This window comes from Pseudomonas sp. S2_H10 (assembly GCF_054668285.1).
The window spans coordinates 200,108-222,952 of the sequence record NZ_CP162754.1 but is presented as its reverse complement, the minus strand read 5'-3'; the positions used below and the strand labels follow the sequence as shown (position 1 = coordinate 222,952).

23 protein-coding genes and 1 pseudogene are annotated in these 22,845 nt (G+C 61.0%); 10 read left to right on the top strand and 14 right to left on the bottom strand.

From position 1 onward, the window contains the following. Positions 1–44: 44 nt before the first annotated feature. The 5 genes from AB4O16_RS00890 to AB4O16_RS00870 all read right to left on the bottom strand — a co-directional run bounded on the left by AB4O16_RS00890 (position 45) and on the right by AB4O16_RS00870 (position 6,059). Entirely contained in the window at positions 45–1,043 is a 999-nt protein-coding gene (locus AB4O16_RS00890; protein ID WP_460156755.1) for a 3-hydroxybutyryl-CoA dehydrogenase, read from the bottom strand. Further along, on the bottom strand, positions 1,043–2,149 hold the full coding sequence (locus AB4O16_RS00885; protein ID WP_460156754.1) for an NAD/NADP octopine/nopaline dehydrogenase family protein: 1,107 nt from the start codon (positions 2,147–2,149) through the stop codon (positions 1,043–1,045). The genes AB4O16_RS00890 and AB4O16_RS00885 overlap by 1 nt, the downstream gene beginning before the upstream one ends. A 96-nt stretch (positions 2,150–2,245) precedes the next feature. Continuing rightward, positions 2,246–3,220, bottom strand: coding sequence for an AraC family transcriptional regulator (locus tag AB4O16_RS00880; RefSeq protein WP_460156753.1), 975 nt, complete (start codon positions 3,218–3,220; stop codon positions 2,246–2,248). Between the two features lie 84 nt (positions 3,221–3,304). After that, positions 3,305–4,660 (bottom strand): spinster family MFS transporter, encoded by a 1,356-nt coding sequence (locus AB4O16_RS00875; protein WP_460156752.1) that lies wholly within the window; start codon positions 4,658–4,660, stop codon positions 3,305–3,307. 148 nt (positions 4,661–4,808) lie between these two features. Further along, positions 4,809–6,059: an OprD family outer membrane porin gene (locus AB4O16_RS00870; RefSeq protein ID WP_460156751.1), complete on the bottom strand. Its 1,251-nt coding sequence runs from the start codon at positions 6,057–6,059 to the stop codon at positions 4,809–4,811. A gap of 507 nt (positions 6,060–6,566) precedes the next feature. Between AB4O16_RS00870 and AB4O16_RS00865 the strand changes: the two genes are divergently transcribed. Then, a complete protein-coding gene (locus AB4O16_RS00865) occupies positions 6,567–7,112 on the top strand; it encodes a DinB family protein (RefSeq protein ID WP_460156750.1) in 546 nt (181 codons plus the stop codon). Between the two features lie 27 nt (positions 7,113–7,139). Here AB4O16_RS00865 and AB4O16_RS00860 read toward each other — a convergent pair whose 3' ends face one another. From AB4O16_RS00860 to AB4O16_RS00845, 4 genes are all read right to left on the bottom strand, one after another. Further along, positions 7,140–7,580 carry a CBS domain-containing protein gene (locus AB4O16_RS00860; RefSeq protein WP_460156749.1) on the bottom strand — a complete coding sequence of 147 codons (441 nt, stop codon included), beginning with the start codon at positions 7,578–7,580 and terminating at the stop codon, positions 7,140–7,142. Next, complete coding sequence (locus AB4O16_RS00855) at positions 7,522–7,824, bottom strand: hypothetical protein (protein ID WP_460156748.1); 303 nt, start codon at positions 7,822–7,824, stop codon at positions 7,522–7,524. The genes AB4O16_RS00860 and AB4O16_RS00855 overlap by 59 nt, the downstream gene beginning before the upstream one ends. Positions 7,825–7,910: 86 nt before the next feature. Continuing rightward, on the bottom strand, positions 7,911–9,266 hold the full coding sequence (locus AB4O16_RS00850; RefSeq protein ID WP_460156747.1) for a dicarboxylate/amino acid:cation symporter: 1,356 nt from the start codon (positions 9,264–9,266) through the stop codon (positions 7,911–7,913). Between the two features lie 107 nt (positions 9,267–9,373). Continuing rightward, a complete protein-coding gene (locus AB4O16_RS00845; RefSeq protein WP_160386964.1) occupies positions 9,374–10,429 on the bottom strand; it encodes a tartrate dehydrogenase in 1,056 nt (351 codons plus the stop codon). A 136-nt stretch (positions 10,430–10,565) separates the two neighbouring features. On the opposite strand from AB4O16_RS00845, the gene AB4O16_RS00840 reads away from it, so the two are divergent. The 9 genes and pseudogenes from AB4O16_RS00840 (at position 10,566) to AB4O16_RS00800 (ending at position 17,400) form a co-directional block, all read left to right on the top strand. Next, positions 10,566–11,489: a LysR family transcriptional regulator gene (locus AB4O16_RS00840; protein ID WP_160386965.1), complete on the top strand. Its 924-nt coding sequence runs from the start codon at positions 10,566–10,568 to the stop codon at positions 11,487–11,489. 99 nt (positions 11,490–11,588) lie between these two features. Beyond that, positions 11,589–12,044 (top strand): glycine zipper 2TM domain-containing protein, encoded by a 456-nt coding sequence (locus tag AB4O16_RS00835; protein WP_110657647.1) that lies wholly within the window; start codon positions 11,589–11,591, stop codon positions 12,042–12,044. A gap of 58 nt (positions 12,045–12,102) precedes the next feature. Then, positions 12,103–12,438: a hypothetical protein gene (locus AB4O16_RS00830; protein WP_160386966.1), complete on the top strand. Its 336-nt coding sequence runs from the start codon at positions 12,103–12,105 to the stop codon at positions 12,436–12,438. 48 nt (positions 12,439–12,486) lie between these two features. Next, the gene (locus AB4O16_RS00825) at positions 12,487–12,660 is read left to right on the top strand and encodes a hypothetical protein (protein WP_460156746.1); all 174 of its coding nucleotides are present in this window, start codon (positions 12,487–12,489) and stop codon (positions 12,658–12,660) included. 271 nt (positions 12,661–12,931) lie between these two features. Beyond that, a pseudogene (locus AB4O16_RS00820) lies at positions 12,932–13,057 on the top strand (metallophosphoesterase family protein); the annotation flags it as partial. A gap of 266 nt (positions 13,058–13,323) precedes the next feature. Then, positions 13,324–13,884 (top strand): FMN reductase, encoded by a 561-nt coding sequence (msuE, locus tag AB4O16_RS00815; RefSeq protein WP_160386968.1) that lies wholly within the window; start codon positions 13,324–13,326, stop codon positions 13,882–13,884. 11 nt (positions 13,885–13,895) lie between these two features. Next, positions 13,896–15,041 carry an FMNH2-dependent alkanesulfonate monooxygenase gene (ssuD, locus tag AB4O16_RS00810; protein WP_460156745.1) on the top strand — a complete coding sequence of 382 codons (1,146 nt, stop codon included), beginning with the start codon at positions 13,896–13,898 and terminating at the stop codon, positions 15,039–15,041. 55 nt (positions 15,042–15,096) lie between these two features. Beyond that, positions 15,097–16,284, top strand: a complete 1,188-nt coding sequence (locus AB4O16_RS00805) for an acyl-CoA dehydrogenase family protein (protein ID WP_460156744.1) — start codon at positions 15,097–15,099, stop codon at positions 16,282–16,284. 12 nt (positions 16,285–16,296) lie between these two features. Next, a complete protein-coding gene (locus AB4O16_RS00800; RefSeq protein WP_160386971.1) occupies positions 16,297–17,400 on the top strand; it encodes a sigma-54 interaction domain-containing protein in 1,104 nt (367 codons plus the stop codon). A 31-nt stretch (positions 17,401–17,431) separates the two neighbouring features. Here AB4O16_RS00800 and AB4O16_RS00795 read toward each other — a convergent pair whose 3' ends face one another. The 5 genes from AB4O16_RS00795 to AB4O16_RS00775 all read right to left on the bottom strand — a co-directional run bounded on the left by AB4O16_RS00795 (position 17,432) and on the right by AB4O16_RS00775 (position 22,714). Then, positions 17,432–18,475, bottom strand: coding sequence for a methionine ABC transporter ATP-binding protein (locus AB4O16_RS00795; protein WP_160386972.1), 1,044 nt, complete (start codon positions 18,473–18,475; stop codon positions 17,432–17,434). Positions 18,476–18,584: 109 nt separating this feature from the next. Continuing rightward, positions 18,585–19,355, bottom strand: coding sequence for a MetQ/NlpA family ABC transporter substrate-binding protein (locus AB4O16_RS00790; protein WP_110657897.1), 771 nt, complete (start codon positions 19,353–19,355; stop codon positions 18,585–18,587). Positions 19,356–19,453: 98 nt separating this feature from the next. After that, complete coding sequence (locus AB4O16_RS00785; RefSeq protein WP_160386973.1) at positions 19,454–20,119, bottom strand: methionine ABC transporter permease; 666 nt, start codon at positions 20,117–20,119, stop codon at positions 19,454–19,456. Beyond that, positions 20,116–21,489 carry an LLM class flavin-dependent oxidoreductase gene (locus AB4O16_RS00780; protein ID WP_160386974.1) on the bottom strand — a complete coding sequence of 458 codons (1,374 nt, stop codon included), beginning with the start codon at positions 21,487–21,489 and terminating at the stop codon, positions 20,116–20,118. Before AB4O16_RS00780 ends, AB4O16_RS00785 begins: the two co-directional genes overlap by 4 nt. A 10-nt stretch (positions 21,490–21,499) precedes the next feature. Further along, positions 21,500–22,714: an SfnB family sulfur acquisition oxidoreductase gene (locus AB4O16_RS00775; RefSeq protein ID WP_160386975.1), complete on the bottom strand. Its 1,215-nt coding sequence runs from the start codon at positions 22,712–22,714 to the stop codon at positions 21,500–21,502. Positions 22,715–22,845 lie beyond the last annotated feature (131 nt).

Genomic DNA, 22,845 nt, shown 5'->3' with positions numbered 1-22,845 from the left:
TGGCCGGGAGAGGCACTGGATAACCCGATTCCCCGCCTGATAGCTCAGCCCTGCTTCAACGCTCCCTCGAACTCAGGCGTCAATCCCGACAACTCCAGCTTGCGCACAAAGTCGCCGAGACGCTGCTGCTTGTAGGCGTCCACGTCCAGGTCACGGTAATCGTAGAAACCCTGGCCATCGCGCAAGCCATTGCGGCCGCTCTGCATGTTGTCGGCAATCACCTGCGGCGACTCGAAACGCGGTGACAGCGCTCCACTCAGGTAGCGCGAGGCGTAGTATAAAATGTCGCCGCCGCCCCAGTCGATGAACTCGAGCAGGCCCAACACCGAGAAACGCAGGCCAAAGCCGACGCGTACCGCAGTGTCGATATCCTCCGCGCTGGCCACGCCCTCTTCCACCATCCGTGCCGCTTCGTTCATCGCCAATGCCTGGATGCGCGGCACGATGTAGCCAGCCACCGGATTGCACACCACGGGCACCTTGCCGATGCGCTTGAGCAGTTGCAGCAGCCGCTCGACCACCTGTGGGCAGGTCGCTGCGCTGCGGCTGACTTCCACCAGCGGCATCAGGTAGGCCGGGTTGAGCCAGTGCGCGTTGACGAAGCGCTGCGGCTCACTGACCATTTCGGCCAATTCGGTGACCAGGAATGTCGAGGTGGTGGACGCGATGATGGTGGACGCCGGGACATGCTCGCTGACCCAGGCGAAGGTCTGCTGCTTGACCGCGATGACTTCCGGAACCGCTTCGAACACCAGGTCGCACTGGCGCAAAACCTCTGCCGCTTGCGATCTGGATTGCAGCGTCAACCGCGATATCGCGATGTCCGCCTGTTCCAGCTGGAGCATGCCGAGGCGCACCAGCGTCTGCAGTTCGCCGCGTATGTTGTTGCGCACCCGCTCGAAGTAGCCGTGCCGCTCATCCTCGGCACGGTCCTTGATGTCGATAAGGGTTACCGGCAGGCCCGCATGGATGAATGCCAGGGCAATGCCCTCGCCCATCCGGCCGGCGCCGACCACGCTGACTTGAGGCAGCGCGGCGTTCATCAGTTGTAGCCCTTGGTCAGAAGTTCGGTCATCTGCGCCCGACTCAGCGTGGCCAGGCCGAGGTTTTCCAGGGTACGGCCTTCGGCGTAGAGATCACGACAGGCGACGACCGAGGCAATGCTCAACAAGCCCTGTGCGACCGGAGTCGGCACACCGGCCCAGCGGCCGACGGACACCAGGAAGGACAGGCCCAGGCGGGTGTCTTCGAGCATGTAGCGATGCTTTTGCAGGTCAATGTCTTCGCGCCAGTCGCCGCTGTCGGTGAGCTTGCCATGGGCACCGCGACCGTACATCCACTCTTCGCCCTCGGTGGTGTTGTAGTGATCGGCCAGCGGGAAGTGCGGCGCGCCGTAGGTCAGTGCTTCGCGCACGGCCATGCGCTCGGCATCGAGCTGGTTGGTTACGCGGCGAATCGACGGTTGGGTGCCTTCGTTGTGAATGTCCCAGGACTCGAAATGCTCCAGGGGACCGGCGTTCATCATGATCAGCGGCGGATGAATGATGGGGCCGGCGTTCATCAACGCACCGCTCAGCGCGTCTTCAATCGGCTCGACGCTCGGGTAGGCCTCGCGCAGCACCGAGAAGGCGTGCTCGGACAGGTTGCTGGGGAATACCCCGGTCGGCAGGCGGGTAGCGTAGCCGCTGATCACCAGGTCGCTGGCGCCGTGCTTGCGGACCAGGTACGGCAGCGTGCCGGTTTCAGCGAAGGCGACCTGGCTGCGGTTGCCCGCATCGGCCATGGCCTTGGCGAACACGAAGCTGCCGAACGTACCCGGCGGCAGGAACACCACCTGACCATCGTGCAGGTGTGGCGCAACATGCCTGGCGAGGTCTTCGTGGGAGGTCGACGGCAACGGGATGATCACCAGTTGCGCGTCGGCCAGGGCTTCAGCCAGGTCGTCGGTGAACGACAGCTTGTCGCCCTGCTGGCCGACGGACAACTGGCGAGTGCCCTTGTAGTCCTTGATGGTCAGGCTGCCGATGGCCAGCAGCTCCTTGAGCGCGGCGCAGTCTCGGCGCCACAGGCGGGTCGGGTGCCCTTTTTCAGCCATTTCGACAGCAGCGGCGTAACAGCCGTGACCACCACCCAGCACGGTAATATTCATGCAGATACTCCTTTTTGTTGGAGACTCGATCCTATCGAGCCACACCGCCGCAGACTCATCCGATTGCGCAGCCGTATGACGGATTGCGCAGCAGTCTCAATGCTTCTGCCGCCGCAGGGTGTCCGACGGCAGGCAGCCATAACGCTGCCGATAGGCACTGGAGAAATGCCCGAAACTGTTGATGCCGTGACGCAACAGGATATCGGTGACGGTTTCGCAGGCATTGCCCTGCTTGAGCGACTCGTGGATCACCGCCAGCCGGCGGTCACGGATGTACTCGACCGGCGCTTGCTGGAGGAACTGGTTGAAGCCGTTCTGCAAGGTGCGCACGGAGACGCCGCATAGCTCGCTCAAGGTTGTCAGGCTGATCGGTTGGTCGAGGTGCTCCTCGATGTAGTCACGGGCCTTTTTCACGTGGTGCGGCAGCGGCGCGCGCGAATCGAGCAAAAGATCCGCCGAGTAGTTGTGCGGCAATTGGGTGAGCAGCAGTTGCATGAGGTATTCGGACAGGCCGCCGGCGAGGCGCGAACCGTCGACGCCGCTGCCGTACAGCCGGCAGATGTAGTCCAGGGTGTGATAGAGACTGACGACGCCGGCGTCCAGGTGATCGACGCTGACATCAAAGATCACCGACTGCCGCAGGCTGCGGCCGAGCAGGCGTTGCAGTTGCGTCTCCAGGGCATCACGGTCGACTCGCAGGATCAGGTTGCGGCACTCGCCATCGGTGACGATGCGGCTTTGCGCGAACGGCGAGGACACGCTCAGGTAGCCCGACTGCATCGCCGCGCTGCGCCGACCGTGGGCGACTTCGCACTGCCCTTGCAAGGTAATCCGGAACAGGTACTGATCGGCGATGTCGCCGATGGTGATCTCCACCGGCGCGCCATAACTCAAGTCGAGCAGCGCCGAATCGCCGAAAAACACGCCGTTGAGCCGGGTGTACATCGGCTCGTCACGCAGTACGTTGAAACTGTGCGGGCACAGGTAGTGGCTGACCTTGTCCTTGATCTCGCGGTAATCGGCCGAGCTGAGCAGGCTGTGCCGTTCCAGCAGGTGTACGTCATTCAACATCAAGGGTTCCCCCTGTCTGAAGCACATCAGCCCCGCATCCGTTGAAGGAGCGAGGCCGAGGTGCCGATTGCGGTCTGTGGCTGATCAGGCCCGGGTCGGATATTCCCGGGCATAACTTTCACGGAAGCGACGGCAACCGCGCCACAGTAGAAGTACGGTCAAGGCCGACGCGCCGGCGATTACCAATGACATCGAAGAACCCACAGCCGCGGGCGAGCCGAAGTAGCGGTCGGTCAGCAACGCCACCAGCGTGGTGCCCAGGCCCAGGCCCAGCAGGTTGCTGATCAGCAGGAACACGGCAGAAACCTGAGCACGCACCTGGTTCGGCGCGAGGATCTGCATCGCCGCCGTGGAGGCTGGCATCGGGAACGAGGCGAAGAACATCGCCGGCACCAACAGCGTCACCGACAGCCACAGTTGATCGGCTTGCGGGAACAGCACGGCCGGCACCGCCATGCCGAGGGCACCGATGACGCCGGTGCGCATGGCCGCATCCTGATGACCTTTCTTGGCCAGATAGTCGGTGAGCCAGCCACCGAACAGTACCCCGGCGGTGTTGGCCACCAGCAGCACGGTGCCGAGCATGTAGCCCGCCTCCATTGGCGACAGGCCGAACTTGCGAATGTACAGCGCCGGGCTCCAGCTCATCATGCAGAACAGGGCCATGGCGTAGAACGAAAAGCCCAGGTAATGGCAGGTGAAGGTTGCACGGTGGCGGGCGAGAAAGCGCAAGCCATCGGTCATCGCGACCTTCTTCGCCTTACCCTGCGCATCGACCTGCAGGCCCTTGCGCGCCGGGTCGCGCACCGTGAGCCAGATCAACAGGCCGACGACGATGCCGGGCAGGCCGACAATGAAGAACGCCAGCTGCCAGGCCTTCATCGCGCCGAGAAAAGCGACTTCGATGGTGTTCATGTCCTTGAGCATCGCGATCACATAGCCGCCCACCAGGAAGGCCAGGCCACCACCGACGAACGAGCCGATCGAGTAAATGCCCACGGCGCGACCAAGTTTCTCCTTGGGGAACATGTCGCTGAACATCGAGTAGGCCGAGGGCGACAGGGCCGCTTCGCCGACGCCGACGCCAATGCGCGCGAGGAACATCTGCAGGAAGTTCTTGCTCAGGCCGCAGGCCGCTGTCGCCAGGCTCCAGAACACGACGCCGACGGCGATGATCTTCGGTCGCGAAAAGCGGTCGGCCAGGTAGGCGATGGGCATGCCCATGAAGGCGTAGAACAACGAAAAGGCCAGCCCGTGCAGCAAGCTGAACTGGGTGTCGCTGATCTGCAGGTCGGCCTTGATCGGCTCGATCATCAACGCCAGGATCTGCCGATCCACAAATGAAAAGATGTAGGCGACCATGCACAGGCCGACCACGTACCACTCGTAAAGGTAGGTTTTTTTCTTTTGCAGGACCGCGTTATCGACCTGGATATTCACTAGTGTTTGCTCCTCTTGGAATCCGCTCATGCGCGTAGCGATGCGCAGAACAACGACTGGAAAGTTGCGGGGCAGATGCAAAGGACAAAGGGTTCGAACATGGTCAGGCCTCTTATTGTTATGGGGGCAATCACTGGGTGGACCGGGCTTACCAGAACTTCCAGGTGTAGGTCGTGGCGACTCGGAATTCGTTGTAGTCGTAGCCGTACTTCTGTTTCACGTCGATGTTGCGCACGTCCAGCCCCAGGCCTTGCAGCGCCCCGCTCTGGACCACGTAGCTGAGCCCGAGGAAACGTTCGCTTTCCTGGTTGTCGCTGAGGTTGTTGCCGCGGTTCCAGTGGGTGCCCTTGATGTAGCGGGTGTAGAGCTTCAGCCCCGGCATGCCCATGCCGGCAAAGTCATAGCTGTAGCGAGCGCCCCAGGACTTTTCACCCGGGCGGACGAACCCCAGGGACGACCAGTGCACCAGGTAGGGTTGCGGGATATAACCGTTCATCGTCGGGAACACGCTGTCACCGAGCATGCGCTGGTAACTGAGGCCAAACATGTGGGCGCCTTTGAGCAAGGTGAACAAGCCACCGTAGGAACGGTTGTCGATTTCACCATTCAAGGCATTGCCGTCTTCATTGTTGTTGAAGTAGCGCAAGTCGGTTTTAAGTTTGTAGCCATTACCCAAGTCAGCCATATGCATCAGGCCGAAATAGTGTTGCTGATAAATATCGTGCAACACGCCATAGAAATAACTGGCTTGCAGGTTTTTGGTGATGTCGTAAGTGGCGCCGCCAAAGTCCAGGCCGTCACTGTCGAGATTATCGGTAGAGCCGAACTTGTACAGTTTCTCGTGGTTGGAAGACTCCCGTGTCGCCGCCGACCAGAAACGACCGCCGGTCATCGTCAACCCATCGACTTCTTTGGACTCGACCACAGCGCCTTGATAGATCGTATCCAGCTGCCGACTGGTGTCATCGTAGGCCACCGGCAGTTGTGGACGAAGGTCACCCACCTTCAACTCGGTCTTGCTGTAGCGCATCTTCAAGGTTGCACCGGCGCGACTGTAGTCATCGGCCGTCTGCTGGTCGCTGACGCTGTACGGCAGCGAACCGTCGTTGCCCGACGAATCCAGGCGCACGGCGTATTGCGCGTCCACATCAAGACCGATGGCCAGGGCCGTGTCGGTGTAACCGGAGGTGAACTGCGCATCGAAACCCTGAGACCAACTATGCACTTCAGAAACCGGCGCATTGGTATTGGTGTAATTACGGTGCAAGTAGAAGTTACGCGTATCGACTTTGAAGTGACTGTCATCAATAACATCGGCATGTACTGCCAATGGCGAACAGATCATCCCCAACACGCTGGCAATACTGAGCCCACGGCAAGACTGCTTTACTTCATGCATCTAACTTCTCCACATCTGTATGTGCTGGGCACTGTATTTATAGGAGCAGAATTAAACTAAAACTAAAATCGCCGGCCTTTTGTTGTTATCGGGTAAAGCGCCTGGGGGCTCAATGGTGCAATCCGCTACGACGACACGCTTCGTGCCTGTGCAAGGTAAGTCAGTAGGCGCCGCGCGGGTATCAAGATGAACAGCATCCGTTGAGGGGTAATCTCCAACCCGGCTAAAGGTTTCCCTTAGTCCACACCACCGGCATTGCGCAAACCGGCACCGACATCGTGGTAGTGGATGAGCCCTAAACTAGCGATTGCACTGCCTGCCAACCTCCCCGATTGCGCAGGCAACTCTCCGATTGCGCAGCCTGATGCGGAGCGCCTTGGCACTGAACCGGGCCAGAACCCAGGCCTACAGGTAAAGATGTGGCCGCTCCCGACCCAGAGTGTGTAAAAACGCAGAGACTGTTTGGAAAACAGACTTCAATATGGGTGACCTGAAAGGAGTAACACCATGAGCCGCACCCGCCATACCTGCCTGATGGCGACCTACAACCAGTGGATGAACGCAAAGATCTATCAAGCGGCCAACAGCCTGTCCGATGAAGAACTCGCAGCGGACCGCAAAGCATTCTTCGGTTCCATTCTCGGCACGCTTAATCACCTGGTGGCCGGGGACACCGTCTGGCTCAAGCGATTCGCCACGCACCCGGCGAACTACCTGGCGCTGGAACCGATTCGACAACTGCCTGCCCCCAGGAACCTCAACGAGTTGCTGTTCTCGAATATCCGCGAGCTGTCGGCACATCGAGTGTGGCTCGACCAAGTCATTGTTGATTGGTCTCGCTCCATTACCGAGTCGGAACTGGATCACATCCTCAACTACTCAAGCATGAAGGGAGTGCCCGCCGACAAGGATTTTTATGGCTTGCTCATGCACTTCTTCAACCACCAGACCCACCACCGCGGACAAGTGACGACCTTGCTTTCACAAGCCGGTGTCGACATCGGTGATACGGATCTGGTCATCCTCATTCCATCCGAACCCGGCACACCATAGCCGCCATCCGTTTCAGCCCGGGTCGCTTCATTGTCCACGGATATAGTGCTCCAGCTGCCGGATCAGGTCGGCCTGCTCGACGATGGCTTCCTTCACCAGATCACCAATCGACAGCAGGCCAATCAGTTGATCACCGTCCACCACCGGCAGATGTCGAAGATGACTGTCGGTCATGACCACCATGCAACGCTCGATGCTCTGCCTGCTGTCTGCCGTCACCACGGGCGCGCTCATGATGGCCCGCACCGGCGTACCGACCGAAGAGCGCCCCTGTAGAACGACTTTGCGCGCGTAGTCGCGTTCGCTGATGACACCCACCACCCGCCCTTCTTCAATCACGGGTAGCGCCCCCACATTCTTTTCAGCCATCAACTTCAGCGCTTCAAGCACCATCTGATCGGGTGCGATGCTATGGACTTGCTGGTTTTGCATGACCTTCAGTTTCAGCAATTGTGCGGCTGTTTTCATAAGTGCCCCCGAGAGCAGTTGAAAAAGCAAAAAAAAGCGCCTGAAACCCTTCGGTTCCAGGCGCCTTTGCCTGTTCTTTTGCAGTGTCACCCACGCTCTGCCCGGCCAATCGGTCGTCGTTGACCGAGGGCGCCCCGAGGCAGGCACTGCAGGTGAGTCCGATGTGAACCTTGCAGCCTTTGTGCCAGTCGGCAGCAGACTCCTGATCCTGAGTGCGCTTGGGCGGATGCAGGCGAAAGTCCATTGGGCTGCATCCGCCTGGTGCACGATGCCATGCAGGGCGCTGTAAAAACGTGCAGAAATACAAAAGGGCCCCGAGGGGCCCTGCAATCATGCCCTCGAAGCCTTTTCAAGGCTGGGCAGCAAAGGACTGCCCGTCACTGGAGATGCGCCATGGACAGCCTGCGCCTGTACAACCTCAGGCTTCTGCTCTGGTGTCTCGCCGTTGAGCGCCTTGTGCATTTTCACCGTGTCCAGTGCCCCGACCCATTTGGCAATCGCCATGGTGCCGACACCGTTGCCAATGGTATTGGTGATCGCCCGCGCCTCCGACATGAAGCGGTCGACGCCCAGCAGCAGCACCATGCCCGCTACCGGAATGGTCCCCGGGGACGACAAGGTGGCGGCCAGGATGATGAACCCCGACCCGGTGACGCCTGCCGATCCCTTGGAGGTGAACATCAAGACGGCCAGCACGATCAATTGGTCGGTCAGGGTCAGCGGCGTGTTGGTTGCCTGGGCGATGAAGATCGCGGCGATGGTGTAGTAAATCGCCTGGCCGTCCGGGTTGAAGGTCAAACCGGATGGAATGATCATCCCGGCGACGGGTTTGGATACACCGGCCTTTTCCATTTTGGAAATCATCTGCGGCAGCACCGATTCCGAAGAGCTGGTGCCCAGTACCGTGAACAATTCTTCCTTGATGAACTTGAGGAACTTCCACAGGCTGAAACCGCTGTATCGGCAGATAGGTCCCAGCACGAAGATCACGAACACTGCGCAGGTCAGATAGACACAGGCCATCAGCTTGCCGAGGGAGAACAACGAGCCGAAGCCGTACTTGCCGATAGTGAATGCAATGGCGCCAAAGGCACCGATCGGCGCCAGGCGCATGACCATGTTGACGATCCGGAACATGCCCTGCATCAGGCTGTCCAGTGTGTCGACAAAGACTTTCCCGCGCGGCCCGACATGCGCCAGGGCAATGCCCAGCAGGATGGAAAACAGCAGGATCTGCAGCACATTGCCCTTGGCAAAGGCATCCACAATGGTGTCGGGAATGATGTTCATGACGAAATCCATGAACGAGGCATGTTTCACCGCCGAGGTGTACGTCGCCAGGCTGGAGGTGTCGAGGGTGGCGACATCGATGTTCATGCCCGCGCCGGGCTTGAACACATCGACCACCACCAGCCCGACCACCAGCGCCAGGGTCGACACCACTTCGAAATACAGCAGCGCGCGAAAGCCGACCCGGCCCAGCTCCTTCATGTTCTCCATGCGGGCGATCCCCGTGACCACGGTCAGGAAAATCACCGGTGCGAGGAGCATCTTGATCAACTTGATGAACGCGTCGCCCAAGGGTTTGAGCGCAGCGCCGGTTTCCGGAACGAACACCCCGACGATGGCGCCGAGGACGACCGCAATGAGCACTTGTACGTAGAGTTTGCCTAGTATTCTTTTCATGACAGGGCCCTGATTTTTTATTGTTGTCAGGAAATGCCAAGGAGCCGGATCCAGTGATCCGCCCCTTGGCGTAGTGCCGCAGTACTACTTTGAATCGCTGGAAAATATCAGCGGTTGATCAGCGCGATGACCGCATCCGTGATCTGGCGGGTGGTGGCCGTACCGCCCAGGTCAGGGGTATGCAGACCGCTTTCGGTCACGGCTTCGATGGCCGACATCAGCTGTTTCGCCGCAGCGGCTTCGCCCAGGTGCTCGAGCATCATGGCCGCCGTCCAGAAGGTCGCGATCGGGTTGGCCACGCCTTTGCCGGTGATGTCGAACGCCGAGCCGTGGATCGGCTCGAACATCGAGGGGAATTTGCGCGAAGGGTTCAGGTTGGCGGTCGGCGCGATACCCAGGCTGCCGGACAGTGCAGCGGCCAGGTCGGACAGGATGTCAGCGTGCAGGTTGGTGGCGACGATCACGTCCAGCGTCGAGGGTTTGAGCACCATGCGCGTCGTCACGGCGTCGACCAGCTCCTTGTCGATCCTGACGTCGGGGAAATCATTGGCGACTTCGTAGAAAATCTCGTCCCACAACACCATGCCATGACGCTGGGCATTGGACTTGGTGACCATGGTCAAGTGTTTGCGTGGGCGGCTCTGCGCCAGTTCGAAGGCAAAACGATGAATACGCTCCACCCCGGCACGGGTAAACACCGACACTTCGGTGGCGACCTCTTCCGGCAAACCCCGGTGTACTCGACCACCGTTGCCGGAGTACTCGCCTTCGGAGTTTTCCCGCACCACCACCCAGTCGATCTGCTCGCCATTGAGCAGCGGGCTTTTCACCCCTGGCAACACGCGGGCCGGGCGTACGTTGGCGTACTGGTCGAAGCCCTGGCAGATCGGCAGGCGCAGGCCCCACAGGGAAATGTGATCCGGTACGTTGAGCGCGCCCACGGCACCGAAGAAAATCGCGTCGAAGGTTTTCAGTTCTTCCAGACCGCCTTCAGGAATGTAGTAGCCGTTTTTCAGGTAGTTATCCGAGTTCCAGTCGAAGTGTTTGAAATCCAGTTCGAAGGCGGATTTTTTCGACAGGGCTTGCAGCACCTCGACGCCTGCGGCGATCACTTCAACACCGATGCCATCACCTGGAACCGCTGCAATCTTGTATGCACTCATGGTCAACTCCACTCTCTTGACGTTCTTGTTTTGCCTGTCGAACGGGCTGTTCAATCAGGGTGTGAGCGGAGTATATGTAGTGAACAAATAGGTGTGAGTTACTCAGAATCACTACATAAATAACTTTGAGTTACGAATGAACCAAGCCTTGGATCTGTCATTTTTCTACCTCTTGGCCAACAAAGGCAGCCTTGCCGCGACGGCACGAGAGCTGGGCATCACGCCGCCGGCGGTGAGCAAGCGTCTCACCGCGCTGGAGGCACGACTGGGTGTGCGCCTGGTCAATCGCACCACGCGCTCGATGAGTCTGACCTCGGAAGGTGAACTGCTTTTTTCCCATGCCGCCCGGATCCTGACCCAGATCGATGAGGTCGAGCAGTTGATCAACAGCAGTCGGGCTACGCCTAAAGGCCTGATACGGGTCAACGCTTCGCTGGGGTTTGGCCGTCGTTACATCGGCCCTGCCCTGGGCGCGTTTTTCGCGCAGTACCCGGAAGTGGAAGTACAGCTGGAAATCAGCGATCACCCGCTGGACCTGACGACTCACGGGTTTGACCTGGGCATTCGCTTCGGCACACTGCCGGACGCGGCTTTCCATGCGCGAAAGATCGCCTCCAATCGCCGCTTGTTATGCGCGTCACCGCTGTACCTGGAAAAGCACGGCGTGCCGCAACGCTTGACGGATTTGCAGCAACACAACTGCATCTTCCTGCGGCAGAACGAAACGCCCTACGGCGTCTGGAGCTTCACCAACGGGGGGCGCACGCAAAACATCAAGGTGCGCGGTGCCTTGGGCTGCAACGACGGTGAAGTGGCCTTGAACTGGGCACTGGAAGGCTACGGCATTCTGCTGCGGGCCGAATGGGACATCGCCAGGTATGTGCGCAGTGGTCGCTTGCGATTAGTGCTGGAAGACCAGACACCCACCCGCGCCGATGTCTATGCGGTTTACCCACAACAGTTACACCTGTCGGCGCGAGTGCGCAGTCTTATCGATTTTCTGGTTGAGCGTTTCAAGCACATCGATCACCTGGATGAAGCGATGTCTATCGATGACTGAATGGCCCCTGGCGCCACATTGCCAGCAGAGGCCGCTTTTTCGTCTAACGTCAATGGATGCTTTTGCATGAACCACTTCCTCTGAAAATGGAGTTCGACGATGAAAACTATCGTTTCCTGGCTGACGATTACGCTGCTTGGTTTAGTGCTTGGTGCCTGTTCCGCGGTCGACTCCGTGAGTGGAGGCGCTGGCGAGACGGAGATTCGTTCGGGCAAGATCGAGCAGATTACCCAGACCCAGATGCAGACCAATCACGATAGCGGCGTCGGGGCCATATTGGGTGGTATCGGCGGTTTAGCCCTGGGAAGCCTGATCGGCCAGGGTACCGGCCGTGATGTGGCAATGGTCGCGGGAGCCCTCGCCGGCGGTGTAGGCGGCAACTACGTCGAAAAGAAAAAATATGATCAGCCCATGGACGCCCAGCAGATCATCGTCCGCACCCACAGCGGCGTGTTGGTCCAGGTGACCCAGCCGATCAACCCCGCGTTGAAAAAAGGCATGAACGTTTATGTCGAGGGTTCCGGCAACGAAGCACGGGTAGTGCCACAAAGCTAGTGGCGTCCGGGGTAATGGATGCAGATGTCGGTCTTGACCCTTGAAGGGGTGACACCCGATGAGCGAGAACAAGTCGCCTGTCAGTCTCGATGAAGACATCTGCGTTCATGTCTTCACCGCCTCCGCCGCCATGGTGGGCGTCTGCATCACGGTGATCGGGATATTCCAGGTCATCACCACGTTGAGGAGTGAAAACTCGCTGGGTGATGACTTTCTTGCGATCAACGCCATCCTGTATTTGATCACCACCCTGCTGTCCTACTGGACGCTGCGCACCCGAAAAATGCAGCGCAGTCCCTTTCTGGAAAAGCTGACCGATGCGCTTTTCCTGATTGCGCTGACCTGTACCACCGGCATTGCCGGCTTCATCACCTGGGCGATTACCCTGAGTTAGGGGGCGGCATGGACGGCAGCGTGGACATGGTCCCTTGTAGGAGCCGGCTTGCCGGCGATGGTCGTCAACGATAACGCGTATGAACTGGATAAACGCGGCGCATTGGAGTCCATCGCCGGCAAGCCGGCTCCAGGGATTGCGCGGTCTCTTGTGGGAGCTGGCTTGCCAGCGATGGTCGTCAACGATAACGCGGGTAAGCAGGAAAAAATGCGGCGTACTTGAGTCCATCGCCAGCAAGCCGGCTCCTACAGGGATTGCGTCGTCGGGGTTTCCCGGGATTGACGCGGTCTTTTGTAGGAGCCGGCTTGCTGGCGATGGACGTTAACGATAACGCGTGCAACCTGGATAAACGCGGCGCACTTGAGTCCATCGCCGGCAAGCCGGCTCCTACAGGTTCTGCGTCGTCGGGGTTTCCCGGGATTGACGCGGTCTTTTGTAGCAGCTGGCTTGCCAGCGATGGTCGTCAACGATAACGCGGGCAACCCGGATAAGCGGTGAGCGGTTGTTCCTCAATCCCGGTAGCGCCGGGCGTCGACGCTTCAAGTTGCCTGTCACATTGGCATTGCTTCAAATAAACGCCCAAACGATCGAACCGCAGCTGGTGTCATTGCTCGATTGAATCACCCACATAAAACTTTATCGAATATCAAAATGCTATTTGATTCCTTTAAAGAATATAAACATTCCCCTATAACTGTCCGAAATGGAACACCTCACAAGTGTTCCCTGGCCAACAGCACTTCAACAAAAGTTGCCCGGCAGCAACACACCAACCCAAGAAACCAAATAAAACCCTTTGGTTTCATATAGATAAAAACTGGTTCGGTTCTTGCTGAGTACTGCCACCGACTCTGTTTGTAGAGCGACAGCACAGGAATCGAACCCATGAATGCCCCCTTGAACGTTATCGCAGTATCCGGCGGTGCCTACCGTCCTTCGCGTACCCAGGTGCTCAGCCAGGCCATCCTCGACGAGGTCGCCAGCCATCTGAATATTGTTGGCCGGGTGATCGAGCTGGCCGATCTCGCCCGCGACGTGGGCGGCGCCCTCAGCCGCAAAGAGCTGCCTGACGAAATCGAGGCACAACTGCAAGCCATCGAAAACGCCGACTTATTAATCGTCGCGTCGCCGGTCTATCGCGGCTCTTACCCGGGTCAGCTCAAGCACCTGTTTGACCTGATCGACCAGGACGCCCTGATCGATACGCCGGTGCTGCTCGCAGCTACGGGAGGCAGCCCTCGCCACGCGCTGGTGATCGATCACCAACTGCGGCCACTGTTCAGCTTCTTCCAGGCGCTGACCCTGCCACTGGGCGTGTACGCCAGCGAATCCGACTTCAGCAATTACCGCATCAGTTGCGACCTGCTGCAGGCGCGCATCGGTCTGGCCGTTGAACGCGCCCTGCCCTTTTTCAGCAGCCACCAACGCCTGCGCCAGAGCGCCTGAGGAGCATGACGATGAATGTATTCTGGTTCCTCCCGACCCACGGTGACGGGCACTTCCTTGGCACCAGCCAGGGCGCTCGCCCGGTGACCCTCAACTACCTCAAGCAGATTGCCCAGGCGGCGGATGGCCTGGGTTACTACGGGGTGCTTATTCCGACCGGACGTTCCTGCGAGGATTCCTGGGTCATCGCCTCGGCCCTGACCCCGCTGACCGAACGCCTGCGTTATCTGGTGGCGATTCGTCCGGGGATCATTTCGCCGACGGTATCGGCCCGCATGGCCGCCACCCTTGACCGGTTGTCCGGCGGGCGCTTGCTGATCAATGTGGTGACCGGTGGCGATCCGGACGAAAACCGTGGCGATGGCATCCACCAAAGCCATGCCGAGCGTTACGAAGTCACCGATGAATTCCTGCAGATCTGGCGCCGTGTACTGCAAGGCGAAGCCGTGGATTTCCATGGCAAGCACTTCCAGGTGGAAAACGCCAAGGCACTCTACCCACCGGTGCAGAAGCCCTACCCGCCCTTGTATTTCGGCGGTTCTTCGGACGCGGCCCATACCCTGGCGGCCGAGCAACTGGACGTTTACCTGACGTGGGGTGAGCCGCCGGCCGCGGTGGCTGAAAAGATCGCCGATGTCCGCGCCCGGGCAGCCAGGCATGGGCGCACCGTGAAGTTCGGCATCCGCCTGCATGTCATCGTGCGCGAGCGCGCCGAAGACGCCTGGCAGGCCGCCGACCGACTGATCGAGCACATCTGCGACGAGACCATTGCCGCGGCGCAAAAGTCATTCTCCCGCTTCGACTCCGAAGGCCAGCGGCGCATGGCCGCCCTGCATGACGGTCGCCGCGACAACCTGGAAATCGCCCCCAACCTGTGGGCCGGCGTCGGCCTGGTGCGCGGTGGCGCAGGCACGGCACTGGTCGGCGACCCGCAACAGGTGGCGGCACGCATCAAGGAGTACGCCGACCTTGGCATCGACAGCTTCATCTTCTCCGGTTACCCGCACCTCGAAGAAGCCTACCGCTTTGCCGAGCTGGTCTTCCCCCTGTTACCCGAACCCTATGCCAGCCTGGCAGGTCGCGGCGTGACCAATCTCACCGGACCCTTTGGCGAAATGATCGCCAACGATGTCCTGCCACGGACACAAACCGCATGAGCCTGTCGCCAACGACCCACCTGGCAGTCACCCCAGAACTATCGAGGAATTGCGCGTGAGCACCCAACTACAGACTGCTGTCCTCAGCCCCTTGCAGATCGCGCGCAAACTGGCCGCTACCTTTGCCGAGACCGCCGCCGAACGGGACGAGCTCGGCGGCACGCCGAAGGCCGAACGCGACGCCCTGCGCCACAGCGGCCTGCTGGCCCTGAGCATCCCCACCCAGTTCGGTGGCCTCGGTGCCGACTGGAGCGAGACACTCAGCGTGGTCCGCGAGTTCGCCAAGGTCGACAGCTCCATCGCCCACGTCTTCGGTTTCCAGCACTTGATGCTGGCCACCGTGCGTCTGTTCTCGAGGCCCGAGCAATGGCAACCTTGGTTTGAGCAGACCGCGCGCAACAACTGGTTCTGGGGCAACGCACTCAACCCGCTCGACACCCGCACCGTGGTGAAGAAGTTCGATGGCTGGCGTGAGTTTTCCGGCAAGAAAAGTTTCTGCTCCGGGGCCAGCGACTCGGAAATGCTGATTGCCTCGGCGGTCGACGAAAGTGCCGGCGGCAAGCTGCTGATCGCCGCCATTCCGAGTGGCCGCACCGGTATCACCCTGCACGGCGACTGGGACAACATGGGCCAGCGCCAGACCGACAGCGGCAGCGCAACATTCGAACGGGTACGGGTGGAAGAGTCGGAGCTGCTGCTTGATCCGGGCCCCTTGAGTATCCCGTTCGCCTGCCTGCGCCCCCTGATCGCCCAGCTGCACTTCGCGCATATTTTCCTTGGCATCGCCGAAGGGGCTTTCGAGGAAGCCCGTCAGTACACGCTCAAGGAAGGACGCCCGTGGTTCACCTCCAAGGCCCGCCACGTCAGTGAAGACCCCTACATCCTGCGCCACTACGGCGAGTTCTGGGTCGGTCTGGAAAGCGTGCGCGTGCTGGTTGAACGCGCCGCCGCGCAACTCGACGACGCCTGGCGCAAGGGACACAGCCTGGGCAGCGAAGAGCGTGCGCAACTGGCGCTCTCGATCGCCTGCGCCAAAGTGGCGGCGACCCGTACCGGCCTCGACCTGTGCAGCCGTTTGTTCGAAGTCACCGGGGCGCGCGCGACTCACGCCTCGCTGCGGTTCGACCGTTACTGGCGCAACCTGCGCACGCAGACACTGCATGACCCGGTGGACTACAAAATTCACGAGCTGGGGGACTGGGCGCTGAACCAGAACCGCCCCACTCCCACTTTCTACTCCTGAGCGAGGGAGCCCATGCAACTGCTGACTCTGCCCCCATCCCCATCGTTGGCCACCTCGATCCGGGCCACCGCCCAGGTTTTCGAGGACCCCAAGTCGCAGGCCCTGCTCGCCCATTTGCAGCAGGTCGCGCCAAGCGAGGCCAGTGTGCTGATCATCGGTGAAACCGGCACCGGCAAGGAGTTGGTCGCCCGCCATATCCATAATCTCAGCCGCCGCAGCCAGGGTCCCTTCGTGGCCGTCAACTGCGGCGCGTTCTCGGAATCCCTGGTCGAGGCCGAACTGTTCGGCCATGAGAAAGGCGCCTTTACCGGCGCCATCAGCGCCAAGCCCGGCTGGTTCGAAGAGGCCAACGGCGGCACCTTGTTCCTCGATGAGATCGGCGATCTGCCGATGCCCATCCAGGTCAAGCTGCTGCGCGTGCTGCAAGAGCGTGAAGTGGTGCGGCTGGGCTCGCGCAAGAGCATTGCGATCAACGTACGGGTGTTGGCCGCAACCAATGTGCAGTTGGAGAAAGCGATCAACGCCGGGCATTTTCGCGAAGACCTCTACTACCGGCTCAACGTGGTCAGCCTGCATTTGCATCCGCTGCGTGACCGCCCCGGCGACATTCTGCCGCTGACCCGCCACTTCATCCGTACCTACAGCGAACGCCTGGGCTATGGACAGATTGCCCTCAGCGCCGACGCCGAACGCAAGCTGGCCGGCTATGGCTGGCCCGGCAACATTCGCGAGCTGGAAAACGTCATCCACCACACCTTGCTGATCTGCCGCGACGGCCTTGTACGACAGGAGGATTTGCGCCTGTCGAACTTGCGTATCGAGCGCCAGGAAGAAAAGGTCAATAACCCTGAAGAGTCAGCCCAGGCGCTGCTGCATCGCGCATTCAGGCGGCTATTCGAAGAACACCAGGGCGCGCTGTACGAGAAGGTCGAGGACAGTTTGCTGCGCGCCGCGTATCAGTTCTGCCATCACAACCAGGTGCACACCGCCAGCCTGCTCGGTCTGTCGCGCAACGTCACCCGCGCACGCCTGATTGCCATCGGCGAGCTGGTGGTCAACAAGCGCCGCGTTGTCGATGACGTGCCGGACAATCGGGTTCTCCAGCTATCGATATGACTGTCCGGCACTGCCGCCGCCAAAGGCAGACTCACGCGCCCGCCCGCTCGACCCGATCGGCGATCTGTCGCGCCCGTTGCAGCAACGCCTCCAACCCGCCACCGGAAGCCTCCACGCGCACCCGCAGGCAGCCCAATGCCCGGCCCTGGATGCGCTCGATGCCGCCTTGCACCAGGTGCGTCCGGCAACCGAACAGCGCAGCGATTGCCGACAACTCCGGTTCGTGGCCGCTGGCACCGGTGTAATGCAGATCGAGCATGATCTGCGCCCCGGACTCTGACGGCGCGTCATGCACGGCAGGCTGCAGCGTGCCAAGCAAGGAGCGGGTGACGTCGTGTCGCGGGTCACCGAACACTTGCCAGACATCGCCCTGCTCGACCACCCGACCATTTTCCAGGACCACCACACGATCACAGAGATCGCGGATCACTTCCATTTCGTGGGTGATCAGCACAATGGTCAGCCCCAGGCGGCGATTGATATCGCGCAGCAACGCGAGGATCGCCTGGGTGCTCTCGGGGTCGAGTGCCGAGGTCGCCTCGTCGCACAGTAAAAGATCCGGCTGCAACACCAATGCACGGGCAATGCCGACCCGCTGCTTTTGCCCACCGGAGAGCTGCGCCGGGTACGCGTCACGCTTGTCCTGCAGTCCCACAAGATGCAACAGCTCGTCAACTCTTCGCGCACGCTCGGCACGGCCGATGCCCGCCAGCCGCAGCGGCAACCCCACGTTGTCGCCGACGGTTTGCGAGGCCATCAGGTTGAAATGCTGGAAGATCATCCCGGTGCGCTGACGCAAGCCTGCCAGACGTGCTCGATCGAAACCGACGATATCCTCGCCCTCGATCAGTACCTGGCCGCTGCTCGGTTGCTCCAGCCGGTTGAGCGAGCGCAGCAGCGAGGACTTGCCGGCGCCGCTGCGACCAATGATGCCGAACACTTCACCGCGGCGAATGTCCAGGTTGATGTCGTGCAACGCTTGCACGTCCTGCTGCCCGACCCGGTAATGCTTGCCCAGCCCCACCAAGCGTATATGCACGGCGGCAGCCAGGGCCTGTGGATTGAAACTGACCATGAACAAAATCCTGCACAAACAAAAGTGAGCATGCCCCGATACCTGCGGGGCCTGCGCTAAAGCGCGTGCTGGCGGCACCTCAGGGCACCGCCGGCACGCCTGCTGCCAATCAGAAACCGGGAGCGATCTGGCCCTTGTAACGGGTCAGGATGAAGTCGCGCACCTGCGGCGAGTTCAGTGCCTTGGCCAGCTTCTGGATACCCGGATCATTGATGTTGTCCGGTCGGGCGACCAGGAACTCGACGTACAGGTCCTTGCCCTTCTCGACGATCAGCGCGCTGTTGGTGTCGATACCGGCCTCCAGTGCGTAGTTGGCAAAGACGAAGGCCAGGTCCACCTGGCTGACCGCACGGGCCAGCAACGCACCTTCCAGTTCACGAATCTTCAGCTTGTGCGGGTTTTCGACGATATCGTGTTGCGTCGCCAGGGTATTGCTCGGGTCCTTGAGCTTGATCAACCCGGCTTCGTGCAACAACACCAGGGCGCGCCCGGTGTTCACCGGGTCGTTGGGGATGGCGACACTGGCGCCTTCGGGCAGATCGGCGAGTTTCTTGATCCTGGTCGAATAGGCGCCGAACGGCTCGATGTGCACGCCCACGACCGGCACCAGATCGGTGTGCCGGGTCTTGTTGAAGTCATCGAGGAACGGCCGGTACTGGTAGTAGTTGGCGTCGAGGTTTTTCTCGGCCAGTTGCAGGTTGGGCTGGATGAAGTCGCTGAAGACCTTGATATCCAGATCGACACCTTCTTTGGCCAGCGCCGGTTTGACGAACTCGAGAATTTCCGCGTGGGGCACCGGGGTAGCGCCCACCACCAGTTTTTCGTTGGCGTGGGCGCTCAGGGATAAAACGGCAGCGAGGGCGGCCAGGGTCTTTTTCATGCTCATGACTCCAGAATGATCGGAAAGTGGCCGTCGTGAGGTGGACGTAGGGCCTGCAGCAGCGGTACCCGGCTACTGCGTTCGGGTAGGTCCGGCGCTTAGCGCCGTGTGTAATGCCGTACCAGGCGATCGCCGCTCATCTGCAATGCCTGCACCAACAGGATCAGCAGCAGCACGGTGACCACCATCACATCGGTCTGGAAACGCTGGTAACCGAAACGGATCGCCAGGTCCCCCAGGCCGCCACCGCCCACCACGCCGGCCATGGCGGTGTAGTCCACCAGCACGATGGCGGTGACCGTGACGGCGGCGATCAGCCCGGTCCGGGCTTCAGGCAACAAGGTAAACAGGATGATCTGTGGGGTACTGGCGCCCATCGATTGCACGGCCTCAACCAGGCCGCGATCGACTTCGCGCAAGGCACTTTCCACCAGCCGGGCAAAGAACGGCGTACAGCCGACCACCAATGGCGGAATCGCGCCGCGCACGCCCAGCGATGTGCCGGTGACCAGGGTAGTGACCGGGATCAGCACGATCAGCAGGATGATGAAGGGCATCGAGCGCAGCACGTTGGCCACCACCGACAACAGCCGGTAGAGCCTGGGCGATTCGAGCAGCTGGCGCTGGCCCGTCAGGTACAACAGCACCCCCAGCGGCAAGCCGAGCAACACCGTGCAGCCCAGGGCCACGCCGAGCATGCTCGACGTATCCAGGCAAGCCTCGGCCACTTCGCCCCAATTGACGTGAGTGAACCATTCGTTCATCGCGGCTCTCCCACACGCAAGGCCGCCGCCGGATGCGGCGCGGACAGGCGATCGCCCTGCCCGAAGAGCTTGTGGCGCAGGGTGCCGTCTTCGTATTCACGCTTGAACAGCCCGCGTGCCTGCAACTCCGGCACGAGCAGGTCGACCACCGCCTCAAAGGTCTCGGGTGCGACCACGCTGGCCAGGTTGAAGCCGTCGACATCGGTCTCCTCGACCCACTCCTGGAGCTGGTCAGCCACGGTTTTCGCCGAGCCCACCAGCACCGGGCCATCGCCACCGATGGCACAGTAATCGGCAATTTCCGCGGTGGTCCAGGTTCGATTCGGGTCGGCGCGGGTGAACGCCTCTACAGCCGACTGGATGGCATCGCTGGGCACTTCACGCAGCACCTGATCGGGTGCGTACTCGCCGAAATCAATCCCGGTCCAGCCCGACATCAATGTCAGGGCGCCGCTCGCGCTGGCGTACTCGCGGTACTCGCGCAGGCGTTCCAGGGCCTCGGCGTCTGTCGCGGCGACGATGACGGTGAGCTGCTCGAAAACCAATACTTCATCGGCTTTACGTCCGGCAGCCGAAACCGCCGCACGCAACTGCGCGACCTGTTGCTTGAGTACCGCCTTGCTCGGCGCGGCGACAAACACGCACTCGGCATTGGCGGCGGCGAAGACCCGGCCACGGCTCGAAGCGCCGGCCTGGTAGATCACCGGCGTGCGCTGTGGCGACGGCTCGCTGAGGTGAAAGCCCGGCACGCTGAAAAACTCGCCCTGATGAGCGATGCCGTGCACCTTGCGCGGATCGGCGTATACCCCACTGGTGCGGTCGGCCTGCACCGCGCCCTCCTCCCAGCTGGCTTCCCAGAGTTTGTAGCAGACCTGCAGATACTCCTCGGCCAGCGCATAACGCTGATCGTGGGACAACTGCCGCTGCTGGCCCATGTTTCGCGCGCCACTGCTCAGGTACGAGGTGACGATGTTCCAGCCCGCACGCCCCGACGTCAGGTGATCAAGGGTCGACATGCGCCGGGCGAACGGAAACGGATGCTCGAACGACACCGACGCCGTCACGCCAAACCCCAGGTGACGAGTCGCCGCAGCCATGGCCGGCACCAGTTGCAACGGATCGTTGACCGGCACTTGCGCGGCACTGCGCAGCGCCTCGTCGGCACTGCCCTGGTAGACGTCATAGACGCCGAGCACATCGGCGATGAACAGCCCGTCGATCTTGCCGCGCTCCAGGGTTTTCGCCAGTTCGATCCAGTAATGGATGTCGGTGTAGCGCGTCGACTGATCGCGCGGGTGCCGCCACTGGCCGGGCGACAAATGCCCCACGGTGTTCATGCTGAAGGCGTTGAGGCGAATTTGCTTGGGCATCTGCGCGTCCTCAGGACCAGTCATGGCGAGGCGGCTTGATGCCGTTGAGCAACCAGTTGCCGATCACGTGGTACTTCCAGCGCACCGGGTCGTGCAGGGTGTGGACCCGCGCGTTGCGCCAATGGCGATCGAGATTGTGCTTGCGCAGCGTCGAGCGCGTGCCGCCCAGCTCGAACAGCTTGTTGCTGGCCTCGATGGCGATTTCAGTGGTCAACACTTTTGCCCTGGCCACGGCCAGCGATGCCTCGGCGACGGACTGCTCATCGGGCGCCGAGCGGGCCTGGTCGAGCACCAGCCCCGCACGCTCGAGCATCGCCTCGGCGGCCTCCAGACGGATGTCCAGGGCACCGACCTGAATGATGGTCAATGGATCTTCACTGGCCTTCTCCACGCCGGCGTCGATCCATGGCCGTGCCTGCTCACGCACAAAGGCGATGGTGTCACGCAGTGCTGCACGGGCAATGCCGGCATCGATGGCCGCCGTGGTGATCTGCGCAAAGGGCCCGGCCAGGGTCGGACGCTCGTAGGAGCGGTAAGTCGGGAACAGGTTGAAGGCCGGCACCCACAACCCCTCCACCAGCACGGTGCCGCTGGATGTGGTGCGCTGACCGATGCTGTCCCAGTCGTCCACCACCTGCAAACCCTCGGCATGGCGCGGCACGAAAGCAAGCTGAGCGCGGTCTTCGCTGTCCAGGGCCAACACGCCCAGCCAGTGGGCATAGAGCGAGCCGGTGCAGTAACCCTTGCGCCCATCGATGCGATAGCCCTCGCCGTCCGCGACCAGGCGGGTACGGATGTCCTGCACGTTCTTGCCGCCGGTTTCCGACAGCGCGTTGGCGAACCGGTTTCCCGTCAGGGCCAGGTCGAAGAAGAACTGCTTCTGGTCGTGACTGCCCTGCAAACGGATGTCTTCCAGCAGGCAGTAATGGTTCTGCGGGATCTGGCCAAGGGAAGGATCGGCCGCCGAGACAATCGCAATGACCCGCGCCAGCGTCGCATAAGACACCTCGGCGCCACCGTACTGCCGAGGCACGGTAATGCCCCACAGCCCACTGTTGGAAAAGGCGTCGACCACTTCGGCCGGCACCTGGCGCGTCAGATCGCGCTCGCTGGCGCCAACCTGCAACAGCGCCGCGACTTCATGGGCAATGCGAATGGCCTCGGCATCGTCACGGATCACGTGGGCCGAAGGTTGATTGATCGGGTAGGCGGCTGAAACTGACATGGATTCCTCACTCTAACGGTGGCTCCGCCAACGGCCGCACAGTCCTGGAAATGACTGTCGGTACGAAGCCTTGACCAGATAGAGCATGATCCATGCCATGAGATTTAATCGTTATATATCAATAGGTTATA

Coding starts and splice junctions, on each gene's coding strand:
- AB4O16_RS00890 (WP_460156755.1), bottom strand. CDS start 1,043: ATGAACGCCGCGCTGCCTCAAGTCAGCGTGGTCGGCGCCGGCCGGATG.
- AB4O16_RS00885 (WP_460156754.1), bottom strand. CDS start 2,149: ATGAATATTACCGTGCTGGGTGGTGGTCACGGCTGTTACGCCGCTGCT.
- AB4O16_RS00880 (WP_460156753.1), bottom strand. CDS start 3,220: ATGTTGAATGACGTACACCTGCTGGAACGGCACAGCCTGCTCAGCTCG.
- AB4O16_RS00870 (WP_460156751.1), bottom strand. CDS start 6,059: ATGCATGAAGTAAAGCAGTCTTGCCGTGGGCTCAGTATTGCCAGCGTG.
- AB4O16_RS00865 (WP_460156750.1), top strand. CDS start 6,567: ATGAGCCGCACCCGCCATACCTGCCTGATGGCGACCTACAACCAGTGG.
- AB4O16_RS00860 (WP_460156749.1), bottom strand. CDS start 7,580: ATGAAAACAGCCGCACAATTGCTGAAACTGAAGGTCATGCAAAACCAG.
- AB4O16_RS00855 (WP_460156748.1), bottom strand. CDS start 7,824: ATGGACTTTCGCCTGCATCCGCCCAAGCGCACTCAGGATCAGGAGTCT.
- AB4O16_RS00850 (WP_460156747.1), bottom strand. CDS start 9,266: ATGAAAAGAATACTAGGCAAACTCTACGTACAAGTGCTCATTGCGGTC.
- AB4O16_RS00845 (WP_160386964.1), bottom strand. CDS start 10,429: ATGAGTGCATACAAGATTGCAGCGGTTCCAGGTGATGGCATCGGTGTT.
- AB4O16_RS00840 (WP_160386965.1), top strand. CDS start 10,566: ATGAACCAAGCCTTGGATCTGTCATTTTTCTACCTCTTGGCCAACAAA.
- AB4O16_RS00835 (WP_110657647.1), top strand. CDS start 11,589: ATGAAAACTATCGTTTCCTGGCTGACGATTACGCTGCTTGGTTTAGTG.
- AB4O16_RS00830 (WP_160386966.1), top strand. CDS start 12,103: ATGAGCGAGAACAAGTCGCCTGTCAGTCTCGATGAAGACATCTGCGTT.
- msuE (WP_160386968.1), top strand. CDS start 13,324: ATGAATGCCCCCTTGAACGTTATCGCAGTATCCGGCGGTGCCTACCGT.
- ssuD (WP_460156745.1), top strand. CDS start 13,896: ATGAATGTATTCTGGTTCCTCCCGACCCACGGTGACGGGCACTTCCTT.
- AB4O16_RS00800 (WP_160386971.1), top strand. CDS start 16,297: ATGCAACTGCTGACTCTGCCCCCATCCCCATCGTTGGCCACCTCGATC.
- AB4O16_RS00795 (WP_160386972.1), bottom strand. CDS start 18,475: ATGGTCAGTTTCAATCCACAGGCCCTGGCTGCCGCCGTGCATATACGC.
- AB4O16_RS00790 (WP_110657897.1), bottom strand. CDS start 19,355: ATGAAAAAGACCCTGGCCGCCCTCGCTGCCGTTTTATCCCTGAGCGCC.
- AB4O16_RS00785 (WP_160386973.1), bottom strand. CDS start 20,119: ATGAACGAATGGTTCACTCACGTCAATTGGGGCGAAGTGGCCGAGGCT.
- AB4O16_RS00780 (WP_160386974.1), bottom strand. CDS start 21,489: ATGCCCAAGCAAATTCGCCTCAACGCCTTCAGCATGAACACCGTGGGG.
- AB4O16_RS00775 (WP_160386975.1), bottom strand. CDS start 22,714: ATGTCAGTTTCAGCCGCCTACCCGATCAATCAACCTTCGGCCCACGTG.